General features: G+C 69.2%; 20 protein-coding genes. 9 read left to right on the top strand and 11 right to left on the bottom strand.

Features of this window, described 5'->3' with window-relative positions; all coding sequences use genetic code 11:
* Window positions 1-90: 90 nt before the first annotated feature.
* From MME74_RS03605 to MME74_RS03595, 3 genes are all read right to left on the bottom strand, one after another.
* Complete coding sequence (locus tag MME74_RS03605) at window positions 91-1,113, bottom strand: TerC family protein (protein ID WP_267418514.1); 1,023 nt, start codon at window positions 1,111-1,113, stop codon at window positions 91-93.
* Between the two features lie 201 nt (window positions 1,114-1,314).
* Window positions 1,315-1,965, bottom strand: coding sequence for a GntR family transcriptional regulator (locus MME74_RS03600; RefSeq protein WP_267417329.1), 651 nt, complete (start codon window positions 1,963-1,965; stop codon window positions 1,315-1,317).
* 121 nt (window positions 1,966-2,086) lie between these two features.
* Complete coding sequence (locus MME74_RS03595) at window positions 2,087-2,773, bottom strand: GntR family transcriptional regulator (protein ID WP_267417328.1); 687 nt, start codon at window positions 2,771-2,773, stop codon at window positions 2,087-2,089.
* 108 nt (window positions 2,774-2,881) lie between these two features.
* On the opposite strand from MME74_RS03595, the gene MME74_RS03590 reads away from it, so the two are divergent.
* On the top strand, window positions 2,882-3,844 hold the full coding sequence (locus MME74_RS03590; RefSeq protein WP_267417327.1) for a bile acid:sodium symporter: 963 nt from the start codon (window positions 2,882-2,884) through the stop codon (window positions 3,842-3,844).
* A 12-nt stretch (window positions 3,845-3,856) separates the two neighbouring features.
* Here MME74_RS03590 and MME74_RS03585 read toward each other — a convergent pair whose 3' ends face one another.
* The 6 genes from MME74_RS03585 to MME74_RS03560 all read right to left on the bottom strand — a co-directional run bounded on the left by MME74_RS03585 (window position 3,857) and on the right by MME74_RS03560 (window position 12,506).
* Window positions 3,857-4,423, bottom strand: a complete 567-nt coding sequence (locus MME74_RS03585; RefSeq protein ID WP_267417326.1) for a dihydrofolate reductase family protein — start codon at window positions 4,421-4,423, stop codon at window positions 3,857-3,859.
* Window positions 4,424-4,547: 124 nt separating this feature from the next.
* The gene (locus tag MME74_RS03580; protein WP_267417325.1) at window positions 4,548-6,863 is read right to left on the bottom strand and encodes a glycoside hydrolase family 95 protein; all 2,316 of its coding nucleotides are present in this window, start codon (window positions 6,861-6,863) and stop codon (window positions 4,548-4,550) included.
* Between the two features lie 17 nt (window positions 6,864-6,880).
* The gene (locus MME74_RS03575) at window positions 6,881-9,052 is read right to left on the bottom strand and encodes an alpha-galactosidase (protein ID WP_267417324.1); all 2,172 of its coding nucleotides are present in this window, start codon (window positions 9,050-9,052) and stop codon (window positions 6,881-6,883) included.
* Between the two features lie 101 nt (window positions 9,053-9,153).
* Window positions 9,154-10,494 (bottom strand): ABC transporter substrate-binding protein, encoded by a 1,341-nt coding sequence (locus MME74_RS03570; protein ID WP_267417323.1) that lies wholly within the window; start codon window positions 10,492-10,494, stop codon window positions 9,154-9,156.
* Window positions 10,495-10,598: 104 nt separating this feature from the next.
* On the bottom strand, window positions 10,599-11,558 hold the full coding sequence (locus tag MME74_RS03565) for a carbohydrate ABC transporter permease (RefSeq protein ID WP_267417322.1): 960 nt from the start codon (window positions 11,556-11,558) through the stop codon (window positions 10,599-10,601).
* A gap of 6 nt (window positions 11,559-11,564) precedes the next feature.
* Entirely contained in the window at window positions 11,565-12,506 is a 942-nt protein-coding gene (locus tag MME74_RS03560; RefSeq protein ID WP_267417321.1) for a carbohydrate ABC transporter permease, read from the bottom strand.
* 227 nt (window positions 12,507-12,733) lie between these two features.
* On the opposite strand from MME74_RS03560, the gene MME74_RS03555 reads away from it, so the two are divergent.
* The 3 genes from MME74_RS03555 (at window position 12,734) to MME74_RS03545 (ending at window position 16,360) form a co-directional block, all read left to right on the top strand.
* Window positions 12,734-13,939, top strand: a complete 1,206-nt coding sequence (locus tag MME74_RS03555; protein ID WP_267417320.1) for an ROK family transcriptional regulator — start codon at window positions 12,734-12,736, stop codon at window positions 13,937-13,939.
* Window positions 13,940-13,948: 9 nt separating this feature from the next.
* Window positions 13,949-14,902, top strand: a complete 954-nt coding sequence (locus MME74_RS03550; protein WP_267417319.1) for a LysR family transcriptional regulator — start codon at window positions 13,949-13,951, stop codon at window positions 14,900-14,902.
* A 138-nt stretch (window positions 14,903-15,040) separates the two neighbouring features.
* The gene (locus tag MME74_RS03545; RefSeq protein ID WP_267417318.1) at window positions 15,041-16,360 is read left to right on the top strand and encodes an enolase C-terminal domain-like protein; all 1,320 of its coding nucleotides are present in this window, start codon (window positions 15,041-15,043) and stop codon (window positions 16,358-16,360) included.
* A gap of 109 nt (window positions 16,361-16,469) precedes the next feature.
* Here the strand turns inward: MME74_RS03545 and MME74_RS03540 are convergent, their stop codons facing one another.
* On the bottom strand, window positions 16,470-17,666 hold the full coding sequence (locus tag MME74_RS03540) for a mandelate racemase/muconate lactonizing enzyme family protein (protein WP_267417317.1): 1,197 nt from the start codon (window positions 17,664-17,666) through the stop codon (window positions 16,470-16,472).
* 229 nt (window positions 17,667-17,895) lie between these two features.
* Between MME74_RS03540 and MME74_RS03535 the strand changes: the two genes are divergently transcribed.
* From MME74_RS03535 to MME74_RS03525, 3 genes are all read left to right on the top strand, one after another.
* Window positions 17,896-18,903 (top strand): aldo/keto reductase, encoded by a 1,008-nt coding sequence (locus MME74_RS03535; protein ID WP_267417316.1) that lies wholly within the window; start codon window positions 17,896-17,898, stop codon window positions 18,901-18,903.
* 1 nt (window position 18,904) lies between these two features.
* A complete protein-coding gene (locus tag MME74_RS03530) occupies window positions 18,905-19,750 on the top strand; it encodes an amidohydrolase family protein (RefSeq protein WP_267417315.1) in 846 nt (281 codons plus the stop codon).
* 104 nt (window positions 19,751-19,854) lie between these two features.
* Window positions 19,855-21,222: an MFS transporter gene (locus MME74_RS03525; protein ID WP_267417314.1), complete on the top strand. Its 1,368-nt coding sequence runs from the start codon at window positions 19,855-19,857 to the stop codon at window positions 21,220-21,222.
* Window positions 21,223-21,261: 39 nt separating this feature from the next.
* On the opposite strand, the gene MME74_RS03520 is transcribed toward MME74_RS03525, so the two are convergent.
* Entirely contained in the window at window positions 21,262-21,927 is a 666-nt protein-coding gene (locus MME74_RS03520; protein WP_267417313.1) for an HAD-IA family hydrolase, read from the bottom strand.
* Window positions 21,928-22,134: 207 nt separating this feature from the next.
* On the opposite strand from MME74_RS03520, the gene MME74_RS03515 reads away from it, so the two are divergent.
* Together MME74_RS03515 and MME74_RS03510 are read left to right on the top strand one after the other, a co-directional pair.
* Window positions 22,135-22,911, top strand: a complete 777-nt coding sequence (locus tag MME74_RS03515) for a DeoR/GlpR family DNA-binding transcription regulator (protein WP_267417312.1) — start codon at window positions 22,135-22,137, stop codon at window positions 22,909-22,911.
* Window positions 22,904-24,220: an MFS transporter gene (locus MME74_RS03510; protein ID WP_267417311.1), complete on the top strand. Its 1,317-nt coding sequence runs from the start codon at window positions 22,904-22,906 to the stop codon at window positions 24,218-24,220. Before MME74_RS03515 ends, MME74_RS03510 begins: the two co-directional genes overlap by 8 nt.
* Window positions 24,221-24,240 lie beyond the last annotated feature (20 nt).

The raw sequence follows: 24,240 nt of genomic DNA, 5'->3' as shown, positions 1-24,240 counted from the left end.
GGGTGACCTCGTCCGAGGTGGGGTGAGCGCCCGGGGCGAACCGGGCGCTCGTACTGTCGGAGTCCGAAGAGTCAGAACAGCGCTGCGCGCTCAAGAGTGCTCCTTCTGAGTGATGGTGGGGGTGGTGTCCGTCGAGGCGGTGACGGCGCCCGGTGCACGACGGGTCTTGATCAGGCTCGCCACCGTGGCCACCGCGATGGTCGCGCCGATGAACAGCAGCGAGAACCAGATCGGGATCTCGGGCGCCCACTCGACGCCCTGGCCGCCGTTGATGAACGGCAGCTCGTTGACGTGCAGAGCGTGCAGGACGAGCTTGACGCCGATGAAGCCGAGGATGACCGCGAGGCCCTGCGCCAGGTAGACGAGGCGCTCGAGGAGGCCGCCGATGAGGAAGTACAGCTGACGGAGACCCATGAGGGCGAACGCGTTGGCGGTGAACACGATGTACGCCTGGTCGGTGAGGCCGTAGATCGCGGGGATCGAGTCGACCGCGAACACCAGGTCGATGAACCCGATCGCGATGATGGTGAGCAGCATCGGGGTGACGAAGCGCTTGCCGTTCTTCACGACCGTCAGCCGGTCGCCGTTGTACTCGTCGCTGACCGGCAGGTGCCGACGCACGAACGTCATGAAGCGCCCGTTCGCCGGATTGGTGTCGTGGTTGCCGAACGCCTGACGGTACGCGAGCACGAGCAGCAGCGCGCCGAACACGTAGAAGATCCACGAGAGGTTCTCGATGAGCGTGGCGCCGACGGCGATGAAGATGCCGCGCAGGATCAGCGCGATGACGATGCCGATCATCAGCACCTTCTGCTGATAGATCCGCGGCACGGCGAAGCCCGTCATCAGGATGAGGAAGACGAACAGGTTGTCGATCGACAGGGCCTTCTCGGTCAGATACCCGGCGAAGTACTCGCCGCCGAAGGTCCAGCCGGAGAAGACGCCGATGCCGACGCCGAACAGCAGCGCGAGGCTGATGTAGAAGATCGACCAGCGCGCCGACTCGGCGATCGTCGGCTCATGCGGTGTGCGCACGTGCGCGAAGAACTCGTACACGAAGAAGGCGATCGTGATCGCGATCGTGATGATCCAGATCAGCGGCGTGATATCCAAAAGGGAACTCCAGACTTCGGGGTGCGAAAGCACCGCCAAAGTCTTCTCCATTCCTGAACAGGAACCGGTGGCCCGGGATGCGACGTGCATCCGTAATGACGACCCGACCGTATCGGAGTACTCCCCTTGGGATCTCCAGAGTATCGGTCCTCGCGCAGCGCTTCCTATGGATTCGCCCAGAGCGCGGCGGCGGGAGCCGGCTCAGCCCTCGTCGAACTCCGCGAGGCCCTCGGCTTCGGCGCGGTCGATGGTCGCGGGCACCACGTCATCGAACAGGGTGACGAGCGCGGCCCGTGTCTTCACGGCGTCGCGCGCGCGGACAGCCTCTCGGAAGTCCTCGATGAACGCCGCGATGCCGCCCCAGTCGGACTCATGCCGGGAGTGCCGCGAGAATCGGTGGATCTGCGGCCCGAGGCGCTCGATGATCGCCACGCGCATCTCGTTGCCCTCGATGCGCGCGAACCCTGTGGCCGCCGCACGCACGGCCGTGCCGAAGTCGACGACGTCGCGCTGCTCGACCGCCGCCGCCATGCCGTCGGTGAGCTCCACGAGATACGACACGTCGTCGTCCTCCAGCACCGGCATCACGTGGCGGACCGAGCCGATCCAGATGTCCCCGAGCAGCGCGACGGCGTTGCGGACGAGATCCAGGTCGATCGGAGCGACCCGCGTGTAGCGGTTGCGCTGCATCTCGACCAGGCCGTGGTCGGCGAGACGGTCGAGCGCATGACGGATCGGGGTCTTCGAGGTCCCCAGTCGCTCGGCGAGCTCGTAGTCGCGCAGACGCTCACCCGGACGGAGCTCACCGTTGATGATCGCGTCCTGCAGTCGGGTGTATGCCTCGTCGCTCATCGACCTGCGCTCGAGGGGTCCGCCTGAGAGTGACATCGCGTCCTCCGCTTCGGGGTACGAATGGTAGAGCGTGACGTTCTACCTCTCGCAATATATCGCACCACCGGTGCGGCGGAGGGAGCTACTCCGCCTCGGCGCGCGTGAGCTCCTGCTCCTCGGCGCGATCGATCGTGGCGAGCAGCACCTCGTCGAAGAAGGGCACCAGCACGGCACGGGTCTTCACGGCGTCCCGCTCGACGATGGCCTCCCGCAGCGAGACCACGAACGCGTTCACGGCGTCCCAGTCGAACGCGTCACGCGCGTGCTCGCCGAAGCGACGGATCTGCGGTCCGAGGCGCTCGATGATCACCGCGCGCGAGGCGTTGCCCTCGATGCGCGCGAAACCGGTGGCGGCGGCACGCAGGGCGGTGCCGAAGCTCGCCACATCGCGCTTCTTGACCGCCGCGGACATCTCATCGGTCAGATCGGCGAGGTACGACACCTCGTCGTCCTGGAGCAGCGGCATCACGTGGCGGACCGAGCCGATCCAGATGTCGCCGAAGAGGTCGACGGCGTTGCGGACCCGGTCGAGGTCGATCGGAGCGACCCGCGTGTAGCGGTTGCGCTGCATCTCGACCAGGCCGTGGTCGGCGAGACGATCGAGCGCATGGCGGATCGGCGTCTTCGAGGTCCCCAGTCGCTCCGCGAGCTCGTAGTCCCGCAGACGCTCACCCGGACGGAGCTCGCCGCTGATGATCGCCTCCTGCAGACGGGCATACGCCTCATCGCTCATCGACGTGCGCTCCAGGGGTCCGCCAGAGAGTGCCATGTGTCCTCCACTCCACGGGAATGTACTAGAGCCTGAAGTTCTACCTGCACAGCAATGTATCGCATCGGGTGCGGCGACCGGCAGAATCGAGGGGGCGAGGAGGTGTCCGTGCGCGCAGTCCTGACGTGGGCAGAGCGGCATCAGGTGACCCTCTTCCTGGCGTCGATCGTCGTCGGCGCGGTCGTCGGACTGCTGCTGCCGCCGGTGGCACGGCCGCTCGAGGCGGTCATCAACCCCATGCTCGGCCTCCTGCTGTTCGCGACGTTCCTCGGCGTGCCGTTCACCGCCATCGGACGGGCCTTCTCGGACTGGCGCTTCCTCACCGTCGTTCTGGTCCTGAACTTCGTCGTGGTGCCGGTGGTCGTGTTCGGGCTGAGTCGGCTGGTGGCCGCCGATCAGGCGATCCTCCTGGGCGTGCTGCTCGTCCTGCTCACGCCGTGCGTGGACTACGTGATCGTCTTCACCGGCCTCGCGGGCGGCGACCGCTCGCGACTGCTGGCCGCCACGCCCCTGCTCATGCTCCTGCAGATCGCGCTGCTCCCCCTCTTCCTGGCGCTCTTCGCGGGCGGGGAGGCCCTGGCCGCGTTCGATCCCCTCCCCTTCGTCGAGGCGTTCGTGCTGCTGATCGTGCTGCCCCTCGGGCTCGCGGCGCTCACGCAGGTGCTCGCCGCGAGGCTCCCCCTCGCGCAGGCCGTCGAGCGCGAAGCTCCGGCGGCGATGGTCCCGCTGATGATGCTCACGCTCGCGACCGTGGTCGCCTCTCAGATCTCCGGCGTCGGCGATGCCCTCGGCCGATTGCTGCTGACCGTGCCCCTCTTCGTCGCGTTCGCCGCGATCGTCGCGCCCCTCGGCGCCCTCCTGGCACGGACGGCACGGCTGGACCTCTCCGGTCGACGGGCCGTGACGTTCAGCGGCGTCACCCGCAACTCCCTCGTCGTGCTCCCGCTGGCGCTCGCGCTGCCGGCCGACTTCGCACTGACCCCGCTCGTCGTCGTCACCCAGACGATGGTCGAGCTCCTCGTGATGGTGGCGATGGTGGCCATCGTCCCGCGCCTGATCCGGGCGGGATGACGGCCGGATCGATCATCGACCGGGCGGGCCGTCCAACACGGTGGGGATGTACTCCAGCAGCTGGGTGCGGTGGTCGAACGTGCGGGACTCCACGAGCTCGAGAGCCACATCCGGATAGCCGTCGTAGATGCGCTCGGTGCCGGTCGCCCCGGTGATCACCGGGAAGATCACCACGCGGTAGCGGTCGACGAGCCCCGCTTCCAGAAGCGAACGGCACAGCGCGATGCTGCCGATCGTGCGGAGCGGACGGTCCGACTCCTCCTTCAGCCGCCGGACGTACTCGACCGCGTCGGTGGAGACGAGCGTCGAATGGGCCCAGGTGAGAGGAGCCTCGAGCGACGACGAGAACACGTACTTCGGGATCCCCTCGAGCACGTCCGTCCCCGGCTCGCCCGCCCCGGTCAGCGCCGACATCACACGGTACGTCGCGGCGCCCATGAGAAGCGGCGCGTCCCGATCCGGCGCCTCCTCCAACCAGGCGAGGTACTCGGGGCTCTCCAGCCCCCACCATCCGGGCCACCCCTCCGCGGCGCCGTATCCGTCGAGAGAGCAGATGAAATCGATCGTCAGCGTCTGCATCGTCGCCTCCTTCGCAGTCCGCGTCGTCCTCCGTCCAGGAGGACCATCGCCGGGTCGAGTGGATGCTTCGGGCAGAGTCTAGGTCGGTCGCCGACCCGCCGGAACCCCCTGCCGCGCAGCGCGCCTACCCCTCGCCGGCGAGTCCGTCGTGCGCGGGACGGATGACCGTCGTCTCCCCCGCGCGCAGCGACACCGAGGTCACGTCGTCTCCCACGCGGACCCGCACCTGCGCATCGCGGTCGGAGCGGAGCACGGCGTGATCGAGGCCGCCGTCGGACCAGTGCAGATCGACCCGGACACGGTTCCGCGCCCGGAGGCCCGTCACGGAGCCCTGGCGCCAGGACGAGGGCAGAGCGGGCAGCAGCTCGATCTCTTCACCGTCGGACTGCAGGAGCATCTCCGCGATGCCGGCGGTGCCACCGGCGTTGCCGTCGAAGGAGTAGATGTTCTGGGCCGCGCCCGCGACGCCGCCCTGCGAGTACGACATCAGGTTCGACTCGCTGGCGTCGGCGATGAGGTTGCGAACGTGCACGAGGGCCGTGTCGCCGTTCAGCAGCCGTGCGTAGTAGGCGATCAGGTTCGCCTCCGCCCACTCCGTCTGCTCCCATCCCGGGGCGGCTTCACGTCGCTCGATGACCACCTCGCAGGCACGGGCGAGTTCCGGATCGCGTCGGGGGACGATCTGCCGCTCGGGGAACAGGCCCATCAGGTGACTCGTGTGGCGGTGGCTGGGAACGGCCTCCTCGAAGTCCTCGAGCCATTCCTGCAGCTGCCCATGCCGGCCGATCCGGAACGGGGCGAGGCGCCCACGGGCCTGCTGCGCTCGGGCGGCGAACTCCTCGTCGACGCCGAGGATTCCGGCCGCCTCGGTCACCATCCGCAGCACCGCCTCGACGAAGACCCGGTCGCCCGTCGGCCCCATCGACACGGCGCACTGGCGGCCCGTCTCGGACAGGTACCAGTTCTCGGGCGAGTCCGAGGGTCCGGTCACCAGCCATCCGGACTCCGGGTGCTCGACCATGTGGTCGAGGAAGAACTCGGCCGCGCCCTTGAGCACGGGGTAGGCCCGCTCACGCAGGAAGTCGACGTCGCGACCGTAGTCCCAGCGCTCCCAGTGCTGCAGGGCGATCCAGGCGCCGCCGATGAGGCACATCCCCCACCCCATGCCCCAGCCCGGAGCGCTGTAGCCCCAGGCGTTCGACACCGTGTGCGCGACCCATCCGTTCGCCCCGTACATCTCTCGCGCCGTCGCACGGCCCGTGCGGCTGAGCCTCTCCACGAAGCGCAGCAGCGGCTCCTGCGTCTCGCCGAGGTCGGTCACCTCGGCCGCCCAGTAGTTCTGCTGGGTGTTCATGTCGAGATGGAAGTCGTTGGTCCACGGCGCACTGCTCGCCAGGCCGTCGTTCCACAGTCCCTGCAGGGCGAGCGGGAGCGGAGAGTCGTGCCGCGAGCCCGCGATCGTCAGGTAGCGGCCGTAACGGAAGTACAGCGCCTCCAGCTCGAGGTCCTCCCCGCCCTCCGCGTACCGTCGACGGCGCTCGTCGATGGGTGCTGAGCGCACGGGCTCCGGCGTCTCCCCGAGATCGATCGAGACGCGGTCGTAGAGCTCGCGGTGGTCTGCGACATGTCGTTCGCGGAGCTCGGCGTATCCGAGCGCCACGGCTCCGGCGATGCTCTGCGCCGCGTCGCGGATCTCGTCCGCGTCGTCCCAGCCGGTGCCGACGGCGATGAGCAGCGTCAGCGAGGTCGCATCGGCGACCCGGAGCCCTGCCCCTTCGGCGGTGATGCTCCCGCCGTCGACGATCACCCGCACGCGGATGCTGAGGGGCACTCCCTGGACGCCATCGCTGTGCAGCGTCTCCACCGCGCGCCCGGTGAGGACCAGGGTGTCCCCCTCGACCGTCGTCCGCAGCGGGAACGCCGTCTCCGAGACCGAGATCCGCGCCGAGAACGCCCCATCCGCGTCGAGGCGATGCACGAGGACCCGGTCGGGGCGGGAGGAGAAGGTCTCGCTCGTCAGGCGCACACCGCCCCGAAGGGCCCGCCCGCTCGCGATGGCCTGCCCGATGTCGAGCACCCGCCCGACCTCCGCGGCCTCGCCGTCGAAGTCCACCCGTACCTCGGGCAGCGGCAGGTTGGTGCCGAAGGAGGTGGGGCGTCCCAGCAGATGCTCCTCGGTGAGGCGGTGGGCCTCGTCGTGCTCGCCGGCGAACAGCGCCTGTCGGATGCGGTCCAGGTTCGCGCGCGCGCCGGGGTTCACATCGTGCTCCGCCGGCCCGCCGGACCAGGCCGTGGACTCGGAGAGCTGGATCCGGTCGTGCGCGAGGGCGTGGAACACCATGCCCCCGAGACGTCCGTTGCCGATCGGCAGCGCGTCGAACCAGCGGTCGGCGGCGCCGTCGAACCGGAGTGAGTCGGAAGGGGTGCTGATCGTACGCATGTCGTCCATCCTCGCCGTCAGACGGCGCTCAGCTGCAGGAGCATCGCCTGCTGGGGCTGCAGGGTCGGCATCGGCAGCCCCAGGCCGGCGAGGGTGGAGCCTCGCAGCACCAGACGGCCCTCGCGAGCGGCGGCGAACCACTCCGGCTCTGCTTCGTGGAGCTCGCTCGCCCCGATCTCCTCACGCAGTCGCACCCGGTACATCGTGTCGGACGCGAGTCCGGGGAACGCGATGCGCCCGGACTGGATCGGCACCGAGGTGCCCAGTCGCACCCAGGCGAACAGGGCCTCGGCACCGTCGCGGGCGACCACGCCGTGCAGCAGGCTCTCCTCATCGGCCAGGTCGGCGCGCACGACGCGGCCGGAGTGCAGCAGTCCGCGCTGCTCCTTGTACAGCTCGGCCCAGGCGCGGATCACCGTGCGCTCGTCGGCGGTCAGGTCAGCGAGGTTCTGCTCGATGCCCGCATGACCGAAGAGCGCGGTGATCAGGCGGAACGAGAGCGAGGTGACGCGCTTGGTCGTGTGCGACTCGGTCGCCCCGACGTGCGTGCCGACGAGCTCCGGTGGCACGAGCTGCCCGGTCCACCGCTGGATGCGCTGACGCTCCTCCGGGTCGTTGCAATCCGAGGCCCACACGCGGTCGGTGCGCTGCAGGATCCCGAGGTCGACCCTCCCTCCGCCGCTCGCACAGGACTCGATCTCGAGGGCCGGGTGCTTCGCACGCAGCGCGTCGAGCATCCGGTAGAGGGCCTCGGTCTGTACGTGGACGCCGGCACGACCGTTCGCATCCTGCCGTGCGGCTTCGTGCAGCTCGCGGTTGTGGTCCCACTTGATGTAGTCGATCCGATACTCGGCGACCAGCGCATCGATGCGGTCGAAGATGAACCGCCACGCCTCCGGGTGGGCGAGGTTGAGCACGTGCTGATGCCGGATCGAGGGGCCCGCCTCGGCCGGTGCGAGCACCCATTCCGGATGCTCGATCGCGAGTCGGGAGGTGAGGTTGACCATCTCCGGCTCGAACCAGAGCCCGAACTGCATGCCGTGGCTGCGCACGCGGTCCACGAACGGGGTCAGTCCCTGGGGCCACACCTCCTCGTCGACGAACCAGTCGCCGAGACCGGTCCGGTCGCTGCGGCGGCCGAGGAACCAGCCGTCGTCGAGCACCACGCGCTCGACACCGACCTCGGCCCCGGCGTCGGTCAGTCGCAGCAGGGCGTCGAGGTCGTGATCGAAGTACACGGCCTCCCAGGTGTTCAGCACGAGGGGACGCGGATCCGCCGGATGCGTCGGACGGGCGCGGAACCAGTCGTGGAACCTGTCGGCGACGCCGTCCATCCCGCGGTCCGACCAGCTGAAGTACACGGTCGGCGAGGCGTAGGTCTCACCCGGAGCGAGCGCGATCTCGCCGGGGAGCAGCAGCTCGCCGCCGCCGAGTGTCGATCGGTGCGCACCGGCGCCCTCCGGCAGCTGCTCGACCAGGTAGCGCTGGTTGCCGCTCCAGCCGACGTGCGTCCCCCACACCTCACCGCTGCGGAAGCCGAACCCGGGGGTGCCGGCCATCATCAGGTAGGGAGAGTCGAGGGAGGACCGTCCGCGACGGCTCTCGCGCAGGTGCGTGCCGAAGCCGAGGGGTGTGCGCTGCGGGCTGCGCTCGCGCGCCCACTTGCCCGTGAAGTCGACGACCTCGACGGCGCGATCGGGCAGCGGCAGCATCAGGGTGAGCTGGTGGAGGTCCAGCACGCCGTCGGCGTGCGCGCCCCGCTCGACGACCGCGGACGCGGCGAGGACACCGCTGGAGGCATCGAGCGCGAAGGTCATGGTGACCGAGACGCCCGCACCGCCGTCGGTCAGCCGGAAGGTCGCCGACTGCTCGGCGACGGCGACCTCGTCGAGCGTGAACCGCAGGTACGGCGTTCCGCCCGGTCCGATGCGCCCCTCGATGCCCGGCGTCCCCGACCACGCGTCGGCCTCGGTGGGCAGCACCGTGAAGTGACGCGGCGCATCGGTCGAGTTGTGCGTCGCGCTGGGCGCGGACGTCACCAGCAGGGACTCGACCTCGGACGCGCTCAGGTCGCCGAGGTCGGCACCCCAGTGCAGGATCCGCGGCAGCGGCTCCGCGAGCTGGATGACGAGACTGACGCCGGCGGCACGGAGGTGCACCAGATCGGGACGAGCAGCGGAGAGAGACATGATTCCTTCGAGGTGGTGCGGTGTGGTGCGGGGCGGTGCGGGGTGTTGTCTGTGGCGTCCCGGTCGCGGCCGCCGGTGAGGGCGACCGCGACCGGGGCGGTTCAGCCGGCGATGATGTCGCGCGTCTGGTCCTGCAGGCGCGGCCAGAGGTCGTCGCCTTCCTGGCCGAGGAAGTAGGCCTCGAACTGCGGACGGATGTCGGCCTCCATCGCGGCGCCGTTGTTGTACGCCGGTGCGGAGAACAGGGCACCGGACGACTGGTAGTCGCCGAACGCCGAGAGGTCGAGCCCGTCAGCGGCCGACTTCTCCACCAGCGCCTGCATCGACGCCTCGATCGACGGGAAGAACGAGCCGTTGAACGTCGCGGCGGTGGTCTGGCACTCCTCGGAGCCCATGTACGACACCCAGGCCCAGGTCGCGTCCTTGTTCTTCGTGCCGGCCCAGACGTTGTTGCCGTTCATGTTCGAGATGATCGAGCGCTTCCCGTCGGCGGACGAGACCACCGGAGCGATGCCGACCTTGACGCCGGGGAGCTTGGTGATGGACGCCGCCTCCCACGATCCGCCGGGGACGATCGCGACCTGGCCGGAGCCGATCTGGTCGGCCCCGCCGGTCGTGAACTGACCGAGCTTGGGCGCGAAGCCGTCCTCGCTCAACTGACGGACGAAGTCCATCGTGGCGATGAACGTCTTGTCGCCGTAGTTGAACTGCGTCGGCCAGTTGGGCTTGTCGGTGAGCTCGAAGCCCGCGCTGCCCGCGAGCGGACCCCAGGTGGTCTGACCGAGGTTGTCGTCGGACTCGAGGGAGCCGATCCCATAGACCGCCACGTTGTTCTTGTCGAAGCCGGCCTCGTCACCGCGGACGCCGTTCTTGTCGACGGTGAGCCGCTTGACGACCTCGAGGAAGGTGCCGCCGTCCTCCGGGTTCCAGGTCATGTTCTTGACCTCGTCCTCGGTGAGACCGGCATCGGCCACCTGGTCCTGGTTGAAGTAGTAGGCGGTGGCTGCCCAGTCCAGCGGAAGGGCGTACTGCTTGCCGTCGGTGAACTTCCACAGGTCCACGCCCACGGCGAAGGTGTCGAGGTCGTAGTCGGAGCTCTTGATGAGATCGTCGAGCGGCATGATCTGCCCCTGGTCCGCGTAGGACTGGAAGAACGTGACGCTGTTCTGGAACGCGTCCGGGGCGTTCTTCGCGACGAAGCCGGTGGTCAGCTTCGTGAAGTAGTCGGACACGTTGTACTGGCTGACCTCGACCTTGATGTCGGGGTGAGCCTTCTCGAACGCGGGGATGCACTCGCTGTAGGCCGCGGCCTGGTTCGGGTCCCACGTCCACCAGTTGACGGTGGCCGAGCCTCCGTCGTCCCCTTGGCCGCCCGCGCAACCGGTCATGGTTGCGACGAGTGCGACACCGACGACTGCGGCGGTGATCTTTCCGGTCTTCATGTTTGCCTCTCAGAGGATGTGATGGTGCTGGATGGATGGTGCGGGATGGTTCTCGAGGATTCGGGCGCCCCTCGCAGCGCTTCCCGGCGGGACCGGGAGGTCTGTCACTTGATGCCGCTGAAGCCGATGGAGTTCACGATCCGCTTGCCGAAGATCATGAACAGCAGCAGCATCGGCAGCGCGGCGATCAGGGTCGCCGCCATCTGCCCGGAGAAGTCGGGCTGGCTCTGCGGCGACGCCTGCTGGAACACCCCGAGCGCGAGGGTCAGCGGACGCACCTCGGCGTCGTTCGCGACGAGCAGGGGCCAGAAGTAGTCGTTCCAGGTGCCGATGAACGTCAGGATCGACAGGGTGACGAGCGGCCCCGAGGTCATCGGGAGCGTGATCCGGAACATCGTCTTCCACGGGCCGGCCCCGTCGATGAGGGCGGCCTCCTCCACCTCGGCGCTCAGGCCGAGCATGAACTGCCGCAGGAAGAAGATGTTGAAGGCGGAGAAGAGGGCGCCCGGCAGGAGCAGACCCGCGAACGTGTTCAGCAGCCCGAGATCGTTGATGAGCACGAAGTTCGGCAGCAGTGTGAGGATGCCCGGCACCATCAGCGCGGTCAGCAGGAGCGAGAACACGAAGTTGCGCCCGCGCCACTGCAGTCGGGCGAACGCGTAGGCCGCGAGCGCCGATGCCGTGACGACGATGACGGTCATGAGCCCCGCATAGATCACGGAGTTGCGGACGGACAGCAGGATGTCGATCGACGCACCGGAACCGCCGGCGGCGAGCGCCTCGTCCCGGCTGGCGAACCCGAGCACGCGGGCGAACGCGTCGAACGAGAAGCCGACGGGGAGGAACGAGCCGGGGTCGGTGCTGAGCGCGAAGTTGTTCGACAGCGAGGTGCGCAGGATCCAGTAGAAGGGGAACACCGTGACCAGGAGGAAGGCGATCACGTACGTCCAGGCGAGCACGCGGCCCCAGGAGAAGGGACGGACGGGCTTGCGGGGAGCACGGCGCTTCCGGCGGGACTCGATGCCTTCGGGCGCCGCGAGGGGTGCGGTCGGGATGACGGTCATGTTCACTCAGTTCGTGTCGGATTCGTCGGCTCGGAGCAGCCGCATCTGGAGGAAGGTGATCGCGATGAGCATCACGAACAGGGAGAGCGACATGGTCGCCGCGTAGCCGAAGTCGAACTGGTTGAACGCCTTGTCGTAGATGTACATCTGCAGCACGTTCGAGGAGTTCGCGGGCCCTCCCTTCGTGGTCACCGCGACGATGTCGAACACCTGGAACGCGCTGATGACGGTGAGCACGATGACCATCGCGAGGATGGGCCGCAGCAGCGGGATGGTCAGGCGACGGAACATCTGGATCTCGGAGGCGCCGTCCAGGCGTCCCGCCTCGTAGACCTCGTTCGGGATGGTGGAGAGGCCGGCGACGATGAGGATGGCGTTGTAGCCCATCGACTTCCACACGCTGATGGCGGCGACCGAGGGGATGACCCACTCGGGCGAACTGAGGAACTTGATCCGCTCCCCCGTCAGCGCCTCGAGGGCGATGTTGACGATGCCGAGCTGGGGATCCAGCATCCACTGCCAGACGAGGGCGGCGACCACGCCCGAGATGAGGAACGGGAGGATGACGAGCCCGCGGATGAAGGGGGAACCGGTGAGGCGGTGCAGGATCACCGCGGTGACGAGGGACACCAGGATGCCGAACACGACGGACAGGGCGACGAAGTAGAAGGTGATGCCGAGCGACTGCCAGAACATCTTGTCGCCGAGCAGGGTCTGGATGTTCTCCAGGCCGGTCCATTCCGGCGGCGAGAGCACCTGGAAGTCGGTGAAGCTGAGGTAGATGCCGCGGAGCGTCGGGTACACCGCGAACACCGCGAATCCGAGGACCGCGGGGGCGATCAGGAGGAGGGCGAGCTTCCAGTCGTTGCGGTGCGACGGATTCCGCCTGCTCGCCAGTCCGTGTGCACGCCCTGGGGCGTTTCTGCGCGGCGCGGCGGTCGTTGCCATGGAGGTCTCCTTCGACTTTCTGACCCATCGAGAACTGCCGACGAGAGCAGGACTGGGATGACTGTAAGCGCAATTAGAATAACTTGTCAAGTAACTCGGATTGGCGTTCTCCTTCTGTTGCGCCGATATCGGATTCACATATGATTGACATTCGAAAGTTAATCTCGCCCTCGCTGCCGAGGCGAGCTATGGCAGGACCAGCGACGACCACCAGCGAAGGAGCCCGGATGACGCAGACGCCGACGTCGGTCGAAGAGGAGCCGCAGACCTCGACCGTCCCCGGAGAGTTCCGCGAAGCCCCCGCCGTGACCACGGTGTTCGCCGATCTGCTCAAGCACGGGCCGGTCGCGAGGGTGACCGTGGCACAGCGGACCGGGCTCTCGCAGGCCGCCGTCACCAAGGCGGTGAACCGGCTCGACCTCCGCGGACTCATCTCCACCCATGACGCGGCCCCGTCGTCGACTCCCGGACGGCCAGTGCAGCCGATCAGCGTGATCGAGGACGCGCAGGTCACGATCGGCGTCACCGTCCGGGTCGACGAGATCTTCGCCGTGGCGACCACGATCCGCGCCAACGTGCTGCACTCGATCCACCGCCCCCTCGCGAGCATCGCGGTCGACGACGTCGTGGAGGCGATCGCCGAGGTCGTCGACGCGCTGGTGGACGCCCTCGGACCGACCGCCGACCGGATCGTCGGCGTCGGCGTCGCCGTCTCGGGCGACGTGGACAAGGAGCACGGCATCGTACGCGACTCCCCCCGGCTGAACTGGTCGCAGGTGCAGCTGCGCAGCCTGCTGGGCTCGCGGATCCCCTTCCCGATCGTGATCGAGAACGACGTCCGCGCCCTCGCCATCGCCGAGGAGTGGTTCGGCATCGGCGTCGACTCGCACTCGTTCGCGATCGTCACGATCGGCGTGGGCATCGGGTGCGGCCTCTACGTCAACGGCGATGTCGTCGAGGGCGCTCTCGGCGTCTCGGGCGAGCTGGGACACCTCCCGCTCGCGACGACCGGCGAGCGCTGCACGTGCGGTCGCCGAGGATGCGTCGAGACCGTGGCCTCGTCTGCGGCGATCCTCGCGCGCATCCGCTCGGCGAAGAACGCGCCGTTCCTCTCGATGCAGGACGCGGTGGAGCTCGGCCGCGCCGGCGACGACGACGCCGTGGCCGCGTTCGAAGCCGCCGGATCCATGATCGGCCTGGCCATCGCGACCATGGCGAACCTCGTGGGTCCGAGCGTCGTGCTCGTCGCCGGCGAGTCCGTGACGAACTACGACCTGTTCGAGCAGCACCTGCGCGCCGCGTTCGAGCAGCATGCCTTCGGCGCCGTGCGCGACTGCCGGATCATCACCCGCACGCACACCTTCGAGGACTGGGCGCGCGGCGCGGCAGCCTCGGTCGTGCACTCGATGCTGCACCAGACCCTGACGAGCTGAGGGCCCGGCGTGACGATCTCCTCGAATGCCCCGAAGTTCGAACTCGTGTGGCTGCGCACCTGGGTCGAGGTGGTCGACGCCGGCGGCTTCTCCAAGGCGGCGGAGGCGATCCACCTGTCCCAGCCGCGCGTGTCCGCGCACATCGCGAACCTCGAGCGGGCGCTGGGACGCGTCCTCATCGAACGTCGTGTGCGCCCGCTCGCGCTCACCGAGGAGGGCCGCGCCCTGCTTCCCAAGGCGAGGGCGGTGCTGACCGCCGCCGACGACCTGGTCGACGGCCGTCAGGACGGCGCCGCGCTGCGCGGCTCGCTCCGTGTCGCGAGCTTCGCGAGCGCGAGTTCGAGCTTTCTCCCCGGGGTGCTCGCCGGCCTCAAGGACGAGCATCCGGACCTCGAGGTCGGCGTGCTCGACGGCGACGTGCAGTCGATCGAATCAGCGCTCGGCGACCGCCGTGTCACGGTCGCCCTCCGCCCGCTCCGCCCGGAGCCGGCCGACCACGCGTTCATCAGCCGACCGCTCTGGCGGGAGTCGTTCCTGGTGCTGCTGCCGACCGGGCACGAGCTCTGCGAGCGGGAGACCATCGACCTCGCCGAGATCGCCGACAGCCGCGTGATCACGATCGGGAACCCGCTCCTCGACTCCTACCTCGGGTACGAGGCGGAGGCCGCCCTGCACGCCGCGTTCGTCGAGATCCCCCTCGGGATGGTCTCGCAGCAGCCGACGACCCTGGCGTCGATGGTCCGCGCCGGTCTCGGCATCGGCGTCGTGAACCAGCTCGCCACCGACATGGTGCGCTCCGACGGTCTCGAGGTCCGTCCGATCTCGGGCCTGAACCGCTTCCGCGACGTGGGCGTGTGGTGGCACTCCGAACGGCCGCTGAGCCGGGCGTCGAAGGCGTTCATCGACGCCGTGCTGGCCGCTCCCCTGCCCGCGGGCACCGAGCCCGTGCCCGCCGACGCCTGAGCGCGGGCGTGCATCCGGAGGACGGATGCAGGGCATCCGCAGGACGCCGTTGATGCGCGCGGCGCGGTGTGGGGCAATGGGAGGATCGGCCGCCCTCAGCGCTGTCGAGCCACCCCCGAACGAAGAAGAGAGATCTCTGTGCCCATCCTGACCAGCGTGCGTGTCCACGACATCCGCTTCCCGACGTCCATCACGATGGACGGGTCCGACGCGATGAACAAGGACATCGACTACTCGGCGGCCTACGTCGTGCTCGAGACCGACGAGCCGGGCCTCGCCGGCTACGGCTTCACGTTCACGATCGGTCGCGGAACCGACATCGTCGCGGAGACGGCCCGCCAGCGCGCGCTCCCGTTCCTCGGACGCGACGTCGACGAGCTCGTCGCCCACCTCGGCGAGGTCTACCGCGAGATGAAGTCCGACACGCACCTGCGCTGGCTCGGCCCGGACAAGGGCGTCGTGCACCTCGCCCTGGCCGCGGTCATGAACGCCATGTGGGACCTCGCGGCACGTCGTGCGGAGAAGCCGCTGTGGCGTCTGCTCGCCGAGATGTCCCCCGAGCAGCTCGTGGAGGTCGCCGACCTCAGCTACCTGTCGGACGCCCTCACCGAGGACGAGGCGCTCGAGATCCTCCGCGCGAACGTCGACACCCGCGCCGAGCGCATCGCGCACCTCGAGAGCATCGGCGGCTACCCCTGCTACACGACGAGTGCCGGCTGGCTCGGCTACAGCGACGAGAAGCTGCGCCGCCTGCTCACCGAAGCGCTCGACGAGGGCTACACGCACGTGAAGCTCAAGGTCGGCGGCGACATCGAGGACGACGTGCGCCGCCTCTCGATCGCCCGCGAGGTCATCGGCTGGGACGTGAATCTGATGATCGACGCGAACCAGGTGTGGGACGTCCCGCAGGCGATCGCCTCGATGGAGCGCCTCGCCGAGTTCCGGCCGCTGTGGATCGAGGAGCCCACGAACCCGGACGACATCCTCGGGCACGCGGCCGTCCGTCGCGCGGTCGCACCGATCGGCGTCGCTACCGGCGAGCACGGCATGAACCGGGTGCTGTTCAAGCAGATGTTCCAGGCCGAGGCCATCGACTTCTGCCAGCTCGACTCCGCCCGCCTCGGCAGCGTGAACGAGATCGTCGCGGTCTACCTGATGGCGGCCAAGTTCGGCATCCCGGTGTGCCCGCACGCTGGCGGAGTCGGGCTCTGCGAGCTCGTGCAGCACCTGTCGATCTTCGACTACGTCGCGGTGTCGGCCACGCTCGACGACCGGGTCACCGAGTTCGTCGACCACCTGCACGAGCACTTCACGGACCCGTGCATCGTCGAGAACGGGCACTACACGATGCCCGGCCGCCCCGGCTACAGCGCGCAGATCCACGACGAGTCCATCGCCGAGTACGCCTTCCCCGACGGCACCTACTGGGCGGCGCAGAACGTCGAGGCGGTGCGCTGACGGCACGGGCCGCCGCCCGCCGACGACACCACCCCCGCCGATGACGGAGAAGGGGTCCCGACGCGATTCGCGTCGGGACCCCTTCTCGGTTCCGAGTGAGCCTCGCGCCTCACAGGCGCCGCAGCGCGCCGACTCCTCGCAGCTGCCAGTTCTGCCGCGCGTCCGGAGCGATCGCGGTGGAGGCGCCCGGCTGCTGCGGACGCTCCAGGTACCCCTCCCGGATGACGCTGCGCTCCGCGAAGGCGTGCTGCGTCCAGGGGATGAACTCGATCAGCGGAGCCACATCCGACAGCACCGTCCCGACGAGGTGCTGGTGGACCTGCATCATGTCACCGGCGTGCGGGGCCACGCGCAGCCCGCGTGCCGCGGCGTGCGCGGCCACCTGCATCCACTCCGTCACTCCGCCGACCCGCGTCACGTCCACCTGCACCACCCGGATGGCGTCATGCGCGATGAAGCTGCTGAACTGCTGGAAGCTGTAGATGCTCTCCCCCGAGGCGATGTCGAGCGAGGTCTTCGCCTGCAGAGCCGCATGCCCTTCGAGGTCGTCCGCATGCAGCGGCTCCTCGACCCAGTCCATCTGCACCTCCTCGAACACCGGCAGCAGGCGGTTCGCGGTGGAGAGGTCCCAGCGCTGGTTGGCGTCGCACATCAGGGTCACGTCGTCGCCGATGGCCTTGCGGACCGCGCGGGAGCGGCGGGCGTCCTCGCGCCAGTCGGCCTTGCCCACCTTGATCTTCACGCGCCGCCAGCCGCCGTCGATCAGCGAGGAGAGGTCGCGTACGAGCTCGGTCTCGCTCAGGTTCAGCCAGCCGCCGTCGGTGTTGTAGGCCTGCACGGGCTCCGCCGTTCCGCCGAGCAGACGCCACAGCGGCACTCCCGCCCGCTGCGCCGCGAGGTCCCACAGCGCGATGTCGACCATCGCCAGTGCCATGTGCACGGCACCCGCGCGGCCCACCCAGTGCGTCGGCAGCCAGTACAGCCGCTTCCAGGTGCCGAGGATGTCCTCCGACGAGGTGCCGAGCAGGGCGGGTGCGTAGTAGTCGCTGATCACGTCGCACAGCAGCTCGGGCGCCGTGTGCACGCCGCTGATCCCGGTGCCGACCCGGCCGTCGCGCGTGGTGATCTGCACGACCGGGACCGTCCAGTGCGTCATCGCGGCCGTGGCATCCGCGATCGGGGTGCGCAGCGGGACCGCGAGCGCGAACGTCTCGATCGACACGATCTCGCTGGCCTCGTCTCCGAGGAGGAGATCGGAGACCTCCGTGGAGAGCACTCCGCGAGCGCTCGGCAGTTCGACAACCATGGACAAGCTCCTTCTTCCGGGGCCCCTCGGCCCGTCATCCATTCGGTCACGGGGCGCTCCGAGCGGTCAATCGCGTGTCCCGGATGCCGTCGATGCGGTTGGCGGATGCAGCGGACGCGGGCGATATCGGGACTGCGGATGATGCTCATCCGCAGTCCGGCATTGTCCGCGCGCCGGAGCACTGACTGAATCGAAGAGACGTCCCGCTCTCCCGATCGAAAGCTGCATCATGACCTGGATCACAGATTCGGTCGCCATCGGCGACCACGGCCTCACGCTTCCACGGGTCGGCCTCGGGACGGCATCCCTCGGCAACTTCCTCGGGGCGATCTCGGACGAGCAGGCGGCGGACACGGTCGCGGGCGCCTACCGGTCGGGAGTGCGGTACTTCGACACGGCCCCGCTGTACGGTCACGGGCTCGCCGAGCGTCGGCTCGCGGAGGGCCTCGGCGCCCACCGCTCCGACGTGGTCATCTCCACCAAGGTCGGTCGTCTGCTGCGGGCCGATGCGCCCCGCGATGAGAGCCAGTACGTCGACGGCGAGCCGTTCTACACCGACGTGCCGGATGTGGGTCCGATCTGGGACTTCAGCTACGAGGGCGTGCGCACCTCGCTCGCGGAGAGCCTCGAGCGGCTGGACGTGGACCACGTCGACATCCTGAACCTGCACGACCCGGACGAGCACTTCGACGTCGCGAGCACGACGGCTTATCACGCACTGCGCGATCTCCGGGCCGAGGGCGCGGTCAAGGGCATCGGCGCGGGGATGAATCAGACCCCGGTGCTGACCCGTCTGGTCGAGACGTGCGACCTCGACGTCGTGCTCCTCGCCGGCCGGTACACGCTGCTCGACCAGTCGTCGATGGAGGAGCTGCTTCCCGCCTGCCGTCGACGCGGCACCTCCGTGATCGCCGGCGGGGTGTTCAACAGCGGTGTCCTGCTGGACCCCTCCGAGGGCGCCCGGTTCGACTACGCGCCGGCCGCGTCCGGCGTGCTGGAGAAGGCCCGGGCGATCGCCGAAGTGTGCGACCGGTACGACGTGCCGCTCGGCGCGGCGGCGATCCAGTTCCCCCTCGCTCACCCCGAGGTCGGCAGCCTGCTGATCGGCGCGCGGTCGCCGGAGGAGTTCCAGGCGGACCTCGACCTTCTGGCGGTGCCGATCCCCGGGGATCTGTGGCGCGAGCTGCGCTCGACGGGCCTGCTGCCCGACGACGTGCCGACCCCGGAGGGCCGCTGAGATGGCGCTGCGGATCGATGCCCACCACCACTTCTGGGACCCGGCGGACTTCGACTATCCCTGGATGGTGGATGCCGCGCTCGACCCGGTGCGCCGCCCGTTCACTCCCGCCGACCTGGCTCCCGCGCTGAGCACGTCCGACATCGACGGGACCGTGCTCGTGCAGACCGTCTCGGAGGTCGCCGAGACCGAGCAGTTCCTCGCGACCGCCGCGACGACCCCCTGGGTCCGCGGTGTCGTCGGCTGGGTCGACCTCACCGACCCCGCCGTCGGCGACACGCTGGATCGTCTGATCGATTCGTCTCCGGGCACCCTGGTCGGCATCCGGCATCAGGTGCATGACGAGGCGGATCCGCAGTGGCTCCTCCGCGATGACGTGCAGCGCGGTCTCGCCGAGGTGGCAGGACGCGAGCTCGCCTACGACCTCCTCGTCCGCTCCCGCGAGCTCCCCGCCGCGATCGAGACGGTCCGGCGGCTTCCCGCGCTGCGCTTCGTACTGGATCACATCGCCAAGCCCCCCATCTCCGAGGGCGCGCACGAGCCCTGGTCGACCCTCATCGCCGAGCTCGCCCGAAGCGAGAACGTCGACGTGAAGCTCTCCGGGATGGTCACGGAGGCACGGTGGGACCGGTGGGACGCCGCCGTGCTCGCCCCCTACATCGCGCACGTGCTCGAGGTGTTCGGCGCCGAGCGGGCGATGTTCGGCTCCGACTGGCCGGTGTGCCTGCTCGCGGCCGCGGACTACGGCACCGTCGTCGGCGCACTCGACTCCGCGCTCGCGGGGATCTCCCCCACGGAGCACGACGCCGTCTTCGGGGGGACCGCCGCCCGGGCCTACGCGCTCTAACACCCGACCACCGGCAGCTCCGCTCGCCGGTCGCCCCGGCTCACCGGCCACCCCGCACGACGGGGCCGCTCCGGCGAGCCATCCGCACGACAGAAAGGACGATGATGTCTCGCGAAACCGCCAACCCCCCGGTGAGCACCGGCCCCCGCGAACGGAGCTCGATGCTCGGGGTGGGCACGGCCGCTCTGGTCGGCTCGGCCCTGGAGTGGTATGACTTCTACCTCTACGGCACGGCCGCCGCCCTCGTGTTCAACCGGATCATCTTCGTCAACTCCGACCCGCTGGTGGCCACCATGGCGGCGTTCGCGACGTTCGCGGTCGGCTATCTGATCCGGCCGCTGGGCGGGCTGATCTTCGGACGGCTCGGTGACACGCACGGACGGAAGTTCGTCCTCGTCCTCACCCTCCTGGTGATGGGGGTCGCCACCTTCCTGATGGGCTTCATCCCGTCGTATGCCGACATCGGCATCTGGGCGCCGATCCTGCTGATCACCCTCCGCCTCGTGCAGGGCATCGGCGCCGGTGCCGAGTTCGGCGGCGCAGCCATCTTCGCGGTGGAGCACGCCGATCCGCGGCGCCGCGGACTGCACGGCGCCTGGCCCGCCGCCGGGGTCTACCTCGGCCTCTTGCTCGCCTCCGGGGTGTTCGCGATCGTGACGACGCTGCCCGAGGACCAGTTCCTCAGCTGGGGGTGGCGGGTGCCGTTCCTGCTGAGCGCCGTGGTGGTCGTCGCCGCGCTCGTCATCCGTCTCCGCCTGGCCGAGAGCCCGGCGTTCCTGGAGATGAAGGAGGAGGAGACCGCTCCCGCGTCGCCCGTCAAGGAGGTCTTCGCGAAGGAGAAGAAGGCGATGCTCACGCTGTTCTTCGCGCAGGTGCCGCAGAACATCGTGTCGACGCTGAATCTCGCGTTCATCACCGCGTTCCTCGTCGGCAACCTCCAGCTCTCCTCCTCGATCGGCCCGTTCGCGACCACGATCGGCACCGCCGTCACCATGGTCCTGCTGCCGGTGTTCGGACACCTGTCCGACCGCATCGGCCGTCGCCCGGTGATGCTCATCGGCATCGTGTTCTCGGCCGCGTTCGCATTCCCGTACTTCTGGTTGATCGAGGGCGGCCGAGCGCCGTTCCCGATCACGCTCGCGATCGTGCTCAGCCTGGGGATCGGCGTCGGCGCGATGTTCGGCCCCCAGGCGGCGTACTTCGCGGAACTGTTCACGGGCGGCTCCCGCTTCACCGGGCTCGCGTTCGCCCGCGAGACGGCGGGCGCCGTGACCGCGGGCACCACGCCACTGATCGCGATCACACTGGTCGCCGCGGCGGGTGGAGCGACCTGGGGCGTCAGCCTGTTCGTGATCGGCGCGTGCATCGTCGGCGCGATCGCAGTGATCCTCGGCGGGGAGACGCGCGGACGGCGCATGAACGCGTCGTCGGTCGACGAACTGCGCGCCTCCACCGGCTCGTTCGAGGGATGACCATCCGGGTGCGGCGCTCTCACCGAGCGTCGCACCCGTTCACCCCGCAGATCGGAGAGCGGATGCCGGCGGCCGGACGCGCGTCCACCACGGACGACGCTGCGGGACGGCACCGAAGGCGAGCCCGTCGAGTTCCGCCCCCAGCTCGGCGGCGGTGCGGAATCGATGGGTCCGGATGCGCCGACCGCACGCCGCCTCGAGGTTCTCGACCCGATCGTCGATGAACAGGGTGTCTTCCGGTGCGACCTCGGCGAGGGCGAGGGCCGTGTCGAAGATCTCGGCGTCGGGCTTCGCCAACCGCAGCTCCGCGCTGAACACCATCAGCGGGAAGAGTCCCTGCAGGACGGCCGAACCGCGGATCTCGGCCGCGAGGTCGCACGGAGCGTTCGACAGCAGCGTCAGCTGAGCACCGCGGCGACGGGCGTCGCGCAGGGCCGTGATCGTGCCGAAGTTGAGATGCGTCCAGCTCTCGATGTCGAGGCTCCGCAGCGTGCGCAGATCCTCTCCGCGGACCCGCCGTCCGGCCACGTCCTCCCAGTACTCCGCGGCGGGGACCCCGCGGTCGTAGGGGGCGCGATGCGCCCAGTACCGGTCGCGGAACGTCGTCGTGGGCATCCCGAGGACCGCCGCCATGCCCTGGACAGCCGCGGCCGACTGCGGCTCGCTGATCACCTCACCGAAGTCCACGAGCAGGTGCGTCGTCATGATGTCTCCTTGGTCGATTCGTAGAACGCACACGCTACATGATCGAACAGACATTTTCATGTGCGTTTCTAGATCGTGAGCATTCGCCCGAAAATCGGGGCATCGATGCATGAAGCCGGGATTCACGATCGGCGATGTCTGCAAAAAGGACTTTCGAAATGCGGCTGCGAGCTTCCGAATGAAACACACCTGTTGTATGTTCGAACGATGACCGGACTGTCACGGCACGACGCCATCCTCGAAGCCCTCTACACGAGCGGCCGCGTCAGCGTCGCGGACGTGGCATCCGAGTTCTCGGTATCCGAGGTCACCGTGCGGCGGGACCTCGACCACCTCGCGCGTGCCGGCGTCCTCCGCCGGGTGCGAGGCGGTGCGGTCAGTGCGCGGCTGCGCGGCGAGGGGCTCCCCTACTCGATGCGCCGACTCGAAGCGTCCGACGCGAAGGAGCGCATCGCCGAAGCGGCGGCGCAGCTGGTCGTCGACGGCGAGGCGGTGTGCGTCGACAGCGGGACGACCGGTGCGGCGGTCGCCCAGCAGCTCGCGTCGCGGCGCCTGACCGTGATGCCGTTCAGCGTCCAGGCGCTGGAGGCCCTGACCCGGGGCGCCGTGGCCAGGGTGATCCTGCCGAGCGGCTCGGTCCATCCGGAAGAGGGATCGATCGTCGGCCCGCTCGTCGAGCAGTCGCTGCGAGATCTCCGCTTCGACACGGTGTTCCTCAGCTGCTGCGGCGCCGCGCTCGACGCGGGAGTCACGGCGTACGACCTCGACGACGCGGCGGCCAAGCGCGCGATGATCGGCGCGGGTCGACGCGTGGTGCTCGTGGCCGAGGGAGCGAAGTTCGCGCGGTCGGCGATGTCCGTGGTGTGCGCTCTCACCGACGTCGATGTCGTGGTGACCGATGAATCCGCTCCGGCCGAGGTGCTCGACGAGCTCCGTGCTGCCGGCGTCGAGGTGGTCATCGCGTCGGGTGCCTCCGGTGAGTGAGGGCGGCGTCGCGGCGAAGCCCGCGGAGAAGGCGTCCACGGTCCGTGTGGTCCTGACGCATCCGCTCTATCGGGCGTCGACGCTCGCGCTCTTCCTCTCGGGCCTCGGCATGTCGGCCGCGGCACCGCTCATCGCCTCCTTCCTCGTCACCGAGCTCGGGGCGTCGTTCACCGTCGCCGGCCTCTACTACCTCACCAGTCTCACCGCTCCCGTCGCCGGGTATCTCGTCGGGGCGCGCTCGGACCGCACCGGCCGACGCCTCGGACTGTTCCGGATCTGCGCCGTCGCCGGCTTCCTCGGATGGCTCGGCATCGCGTACTCCACGGAGCTGTGGATGCCGTTCGTCATCAGCGCGATCGTCCTCGGCTTCGCGGGCGCGGCGACCTCGCAGCTCTTCGCGGCGATCCACGACGAGCTCACCGCAGAGCCGACGTCCGCCGACGACGGTGTCGTCGCCGTGGTGCGGATGGCCCTCACCGCCGGATGGGTGATCGGTCCCGTGCTGGGGTCGTTCCTCGCGGCCTACGCCGGCTACCGCACGATGCTGATCTTCGTCGCGGTCGCCACCCTCGCCCAGATCCTTCCGCTGGGAACCCTCCGCACCACCCCGCCACCGCTCCCCGACGCCGCCACGACGCCCGGGTCCGCCTCGCGCGCGAAGACCGCGCCCGGCCTGCGCGCGATGATGCCACTCCTGGCCTTCACGGCGCTGTACATCTGCGTCTACGCGGGCGAGTCCGTGAAGTACGCGTTCCTCCCGCTGTACATGAACGAGCAGCTGCACCTCGCGCCCGAGATCAGCGGCGCGATCATCGGCATCCAGCCCCTGGTCGAACTCGCCCTGATGCCCCTCGCCGTGGTTGTCGGGCGGCGGGTCGGCATGACGCGGCTCATGGCCTTCGCCGCCGCGTGCGGTGTCGGCGCGAACCTCTTCTTCGCCTTCTCCGGCAACGCGGCCGGGCTCTTCGCCGGGCAGATCCTGATGGGTGCCGTCTGGGGCGTCTTCGCCGCGCTCGGCATCATCGTCGCGCAGCGTCTGCTGCCCACGGCCGTCGCGACGGCCTCGGCGATCTTCCTCAGCTCCACCGCGATCAGCTCGGCCCTCGGCGGCCTGACAGGCGGTCTGGGAGCGGCGGCCATCGGCCTCCCGCTCGTCTTCGTGATCCCGGCTGCTTTCGCGGCGATCGCGGTGGTCGGACTGCTGATCATGAGCCGTCGCGAGTCGTCTCGTTCCTGGATGCCCACCCAGGTTGGGCGCGTACCGTCGATGGAAGAAGACACAACTGAAGATCAGAACGCGACGCCCTGAGCGATAGTCGCCAACAATCA

The organism is Microbacterium oxydans, assembly GCF_026559675.1.
In the GTDB taxonomy this organism is placed as follows: Bacteria; Actinomycetota; Actinomycetes; order Actinomycetales; family Microbacteriaceae; genus Microbacterium; species Microbacterium oxydans_D.
This window is presented reverse-complemented; position numbering and strand designations above follow the sequence as displayed.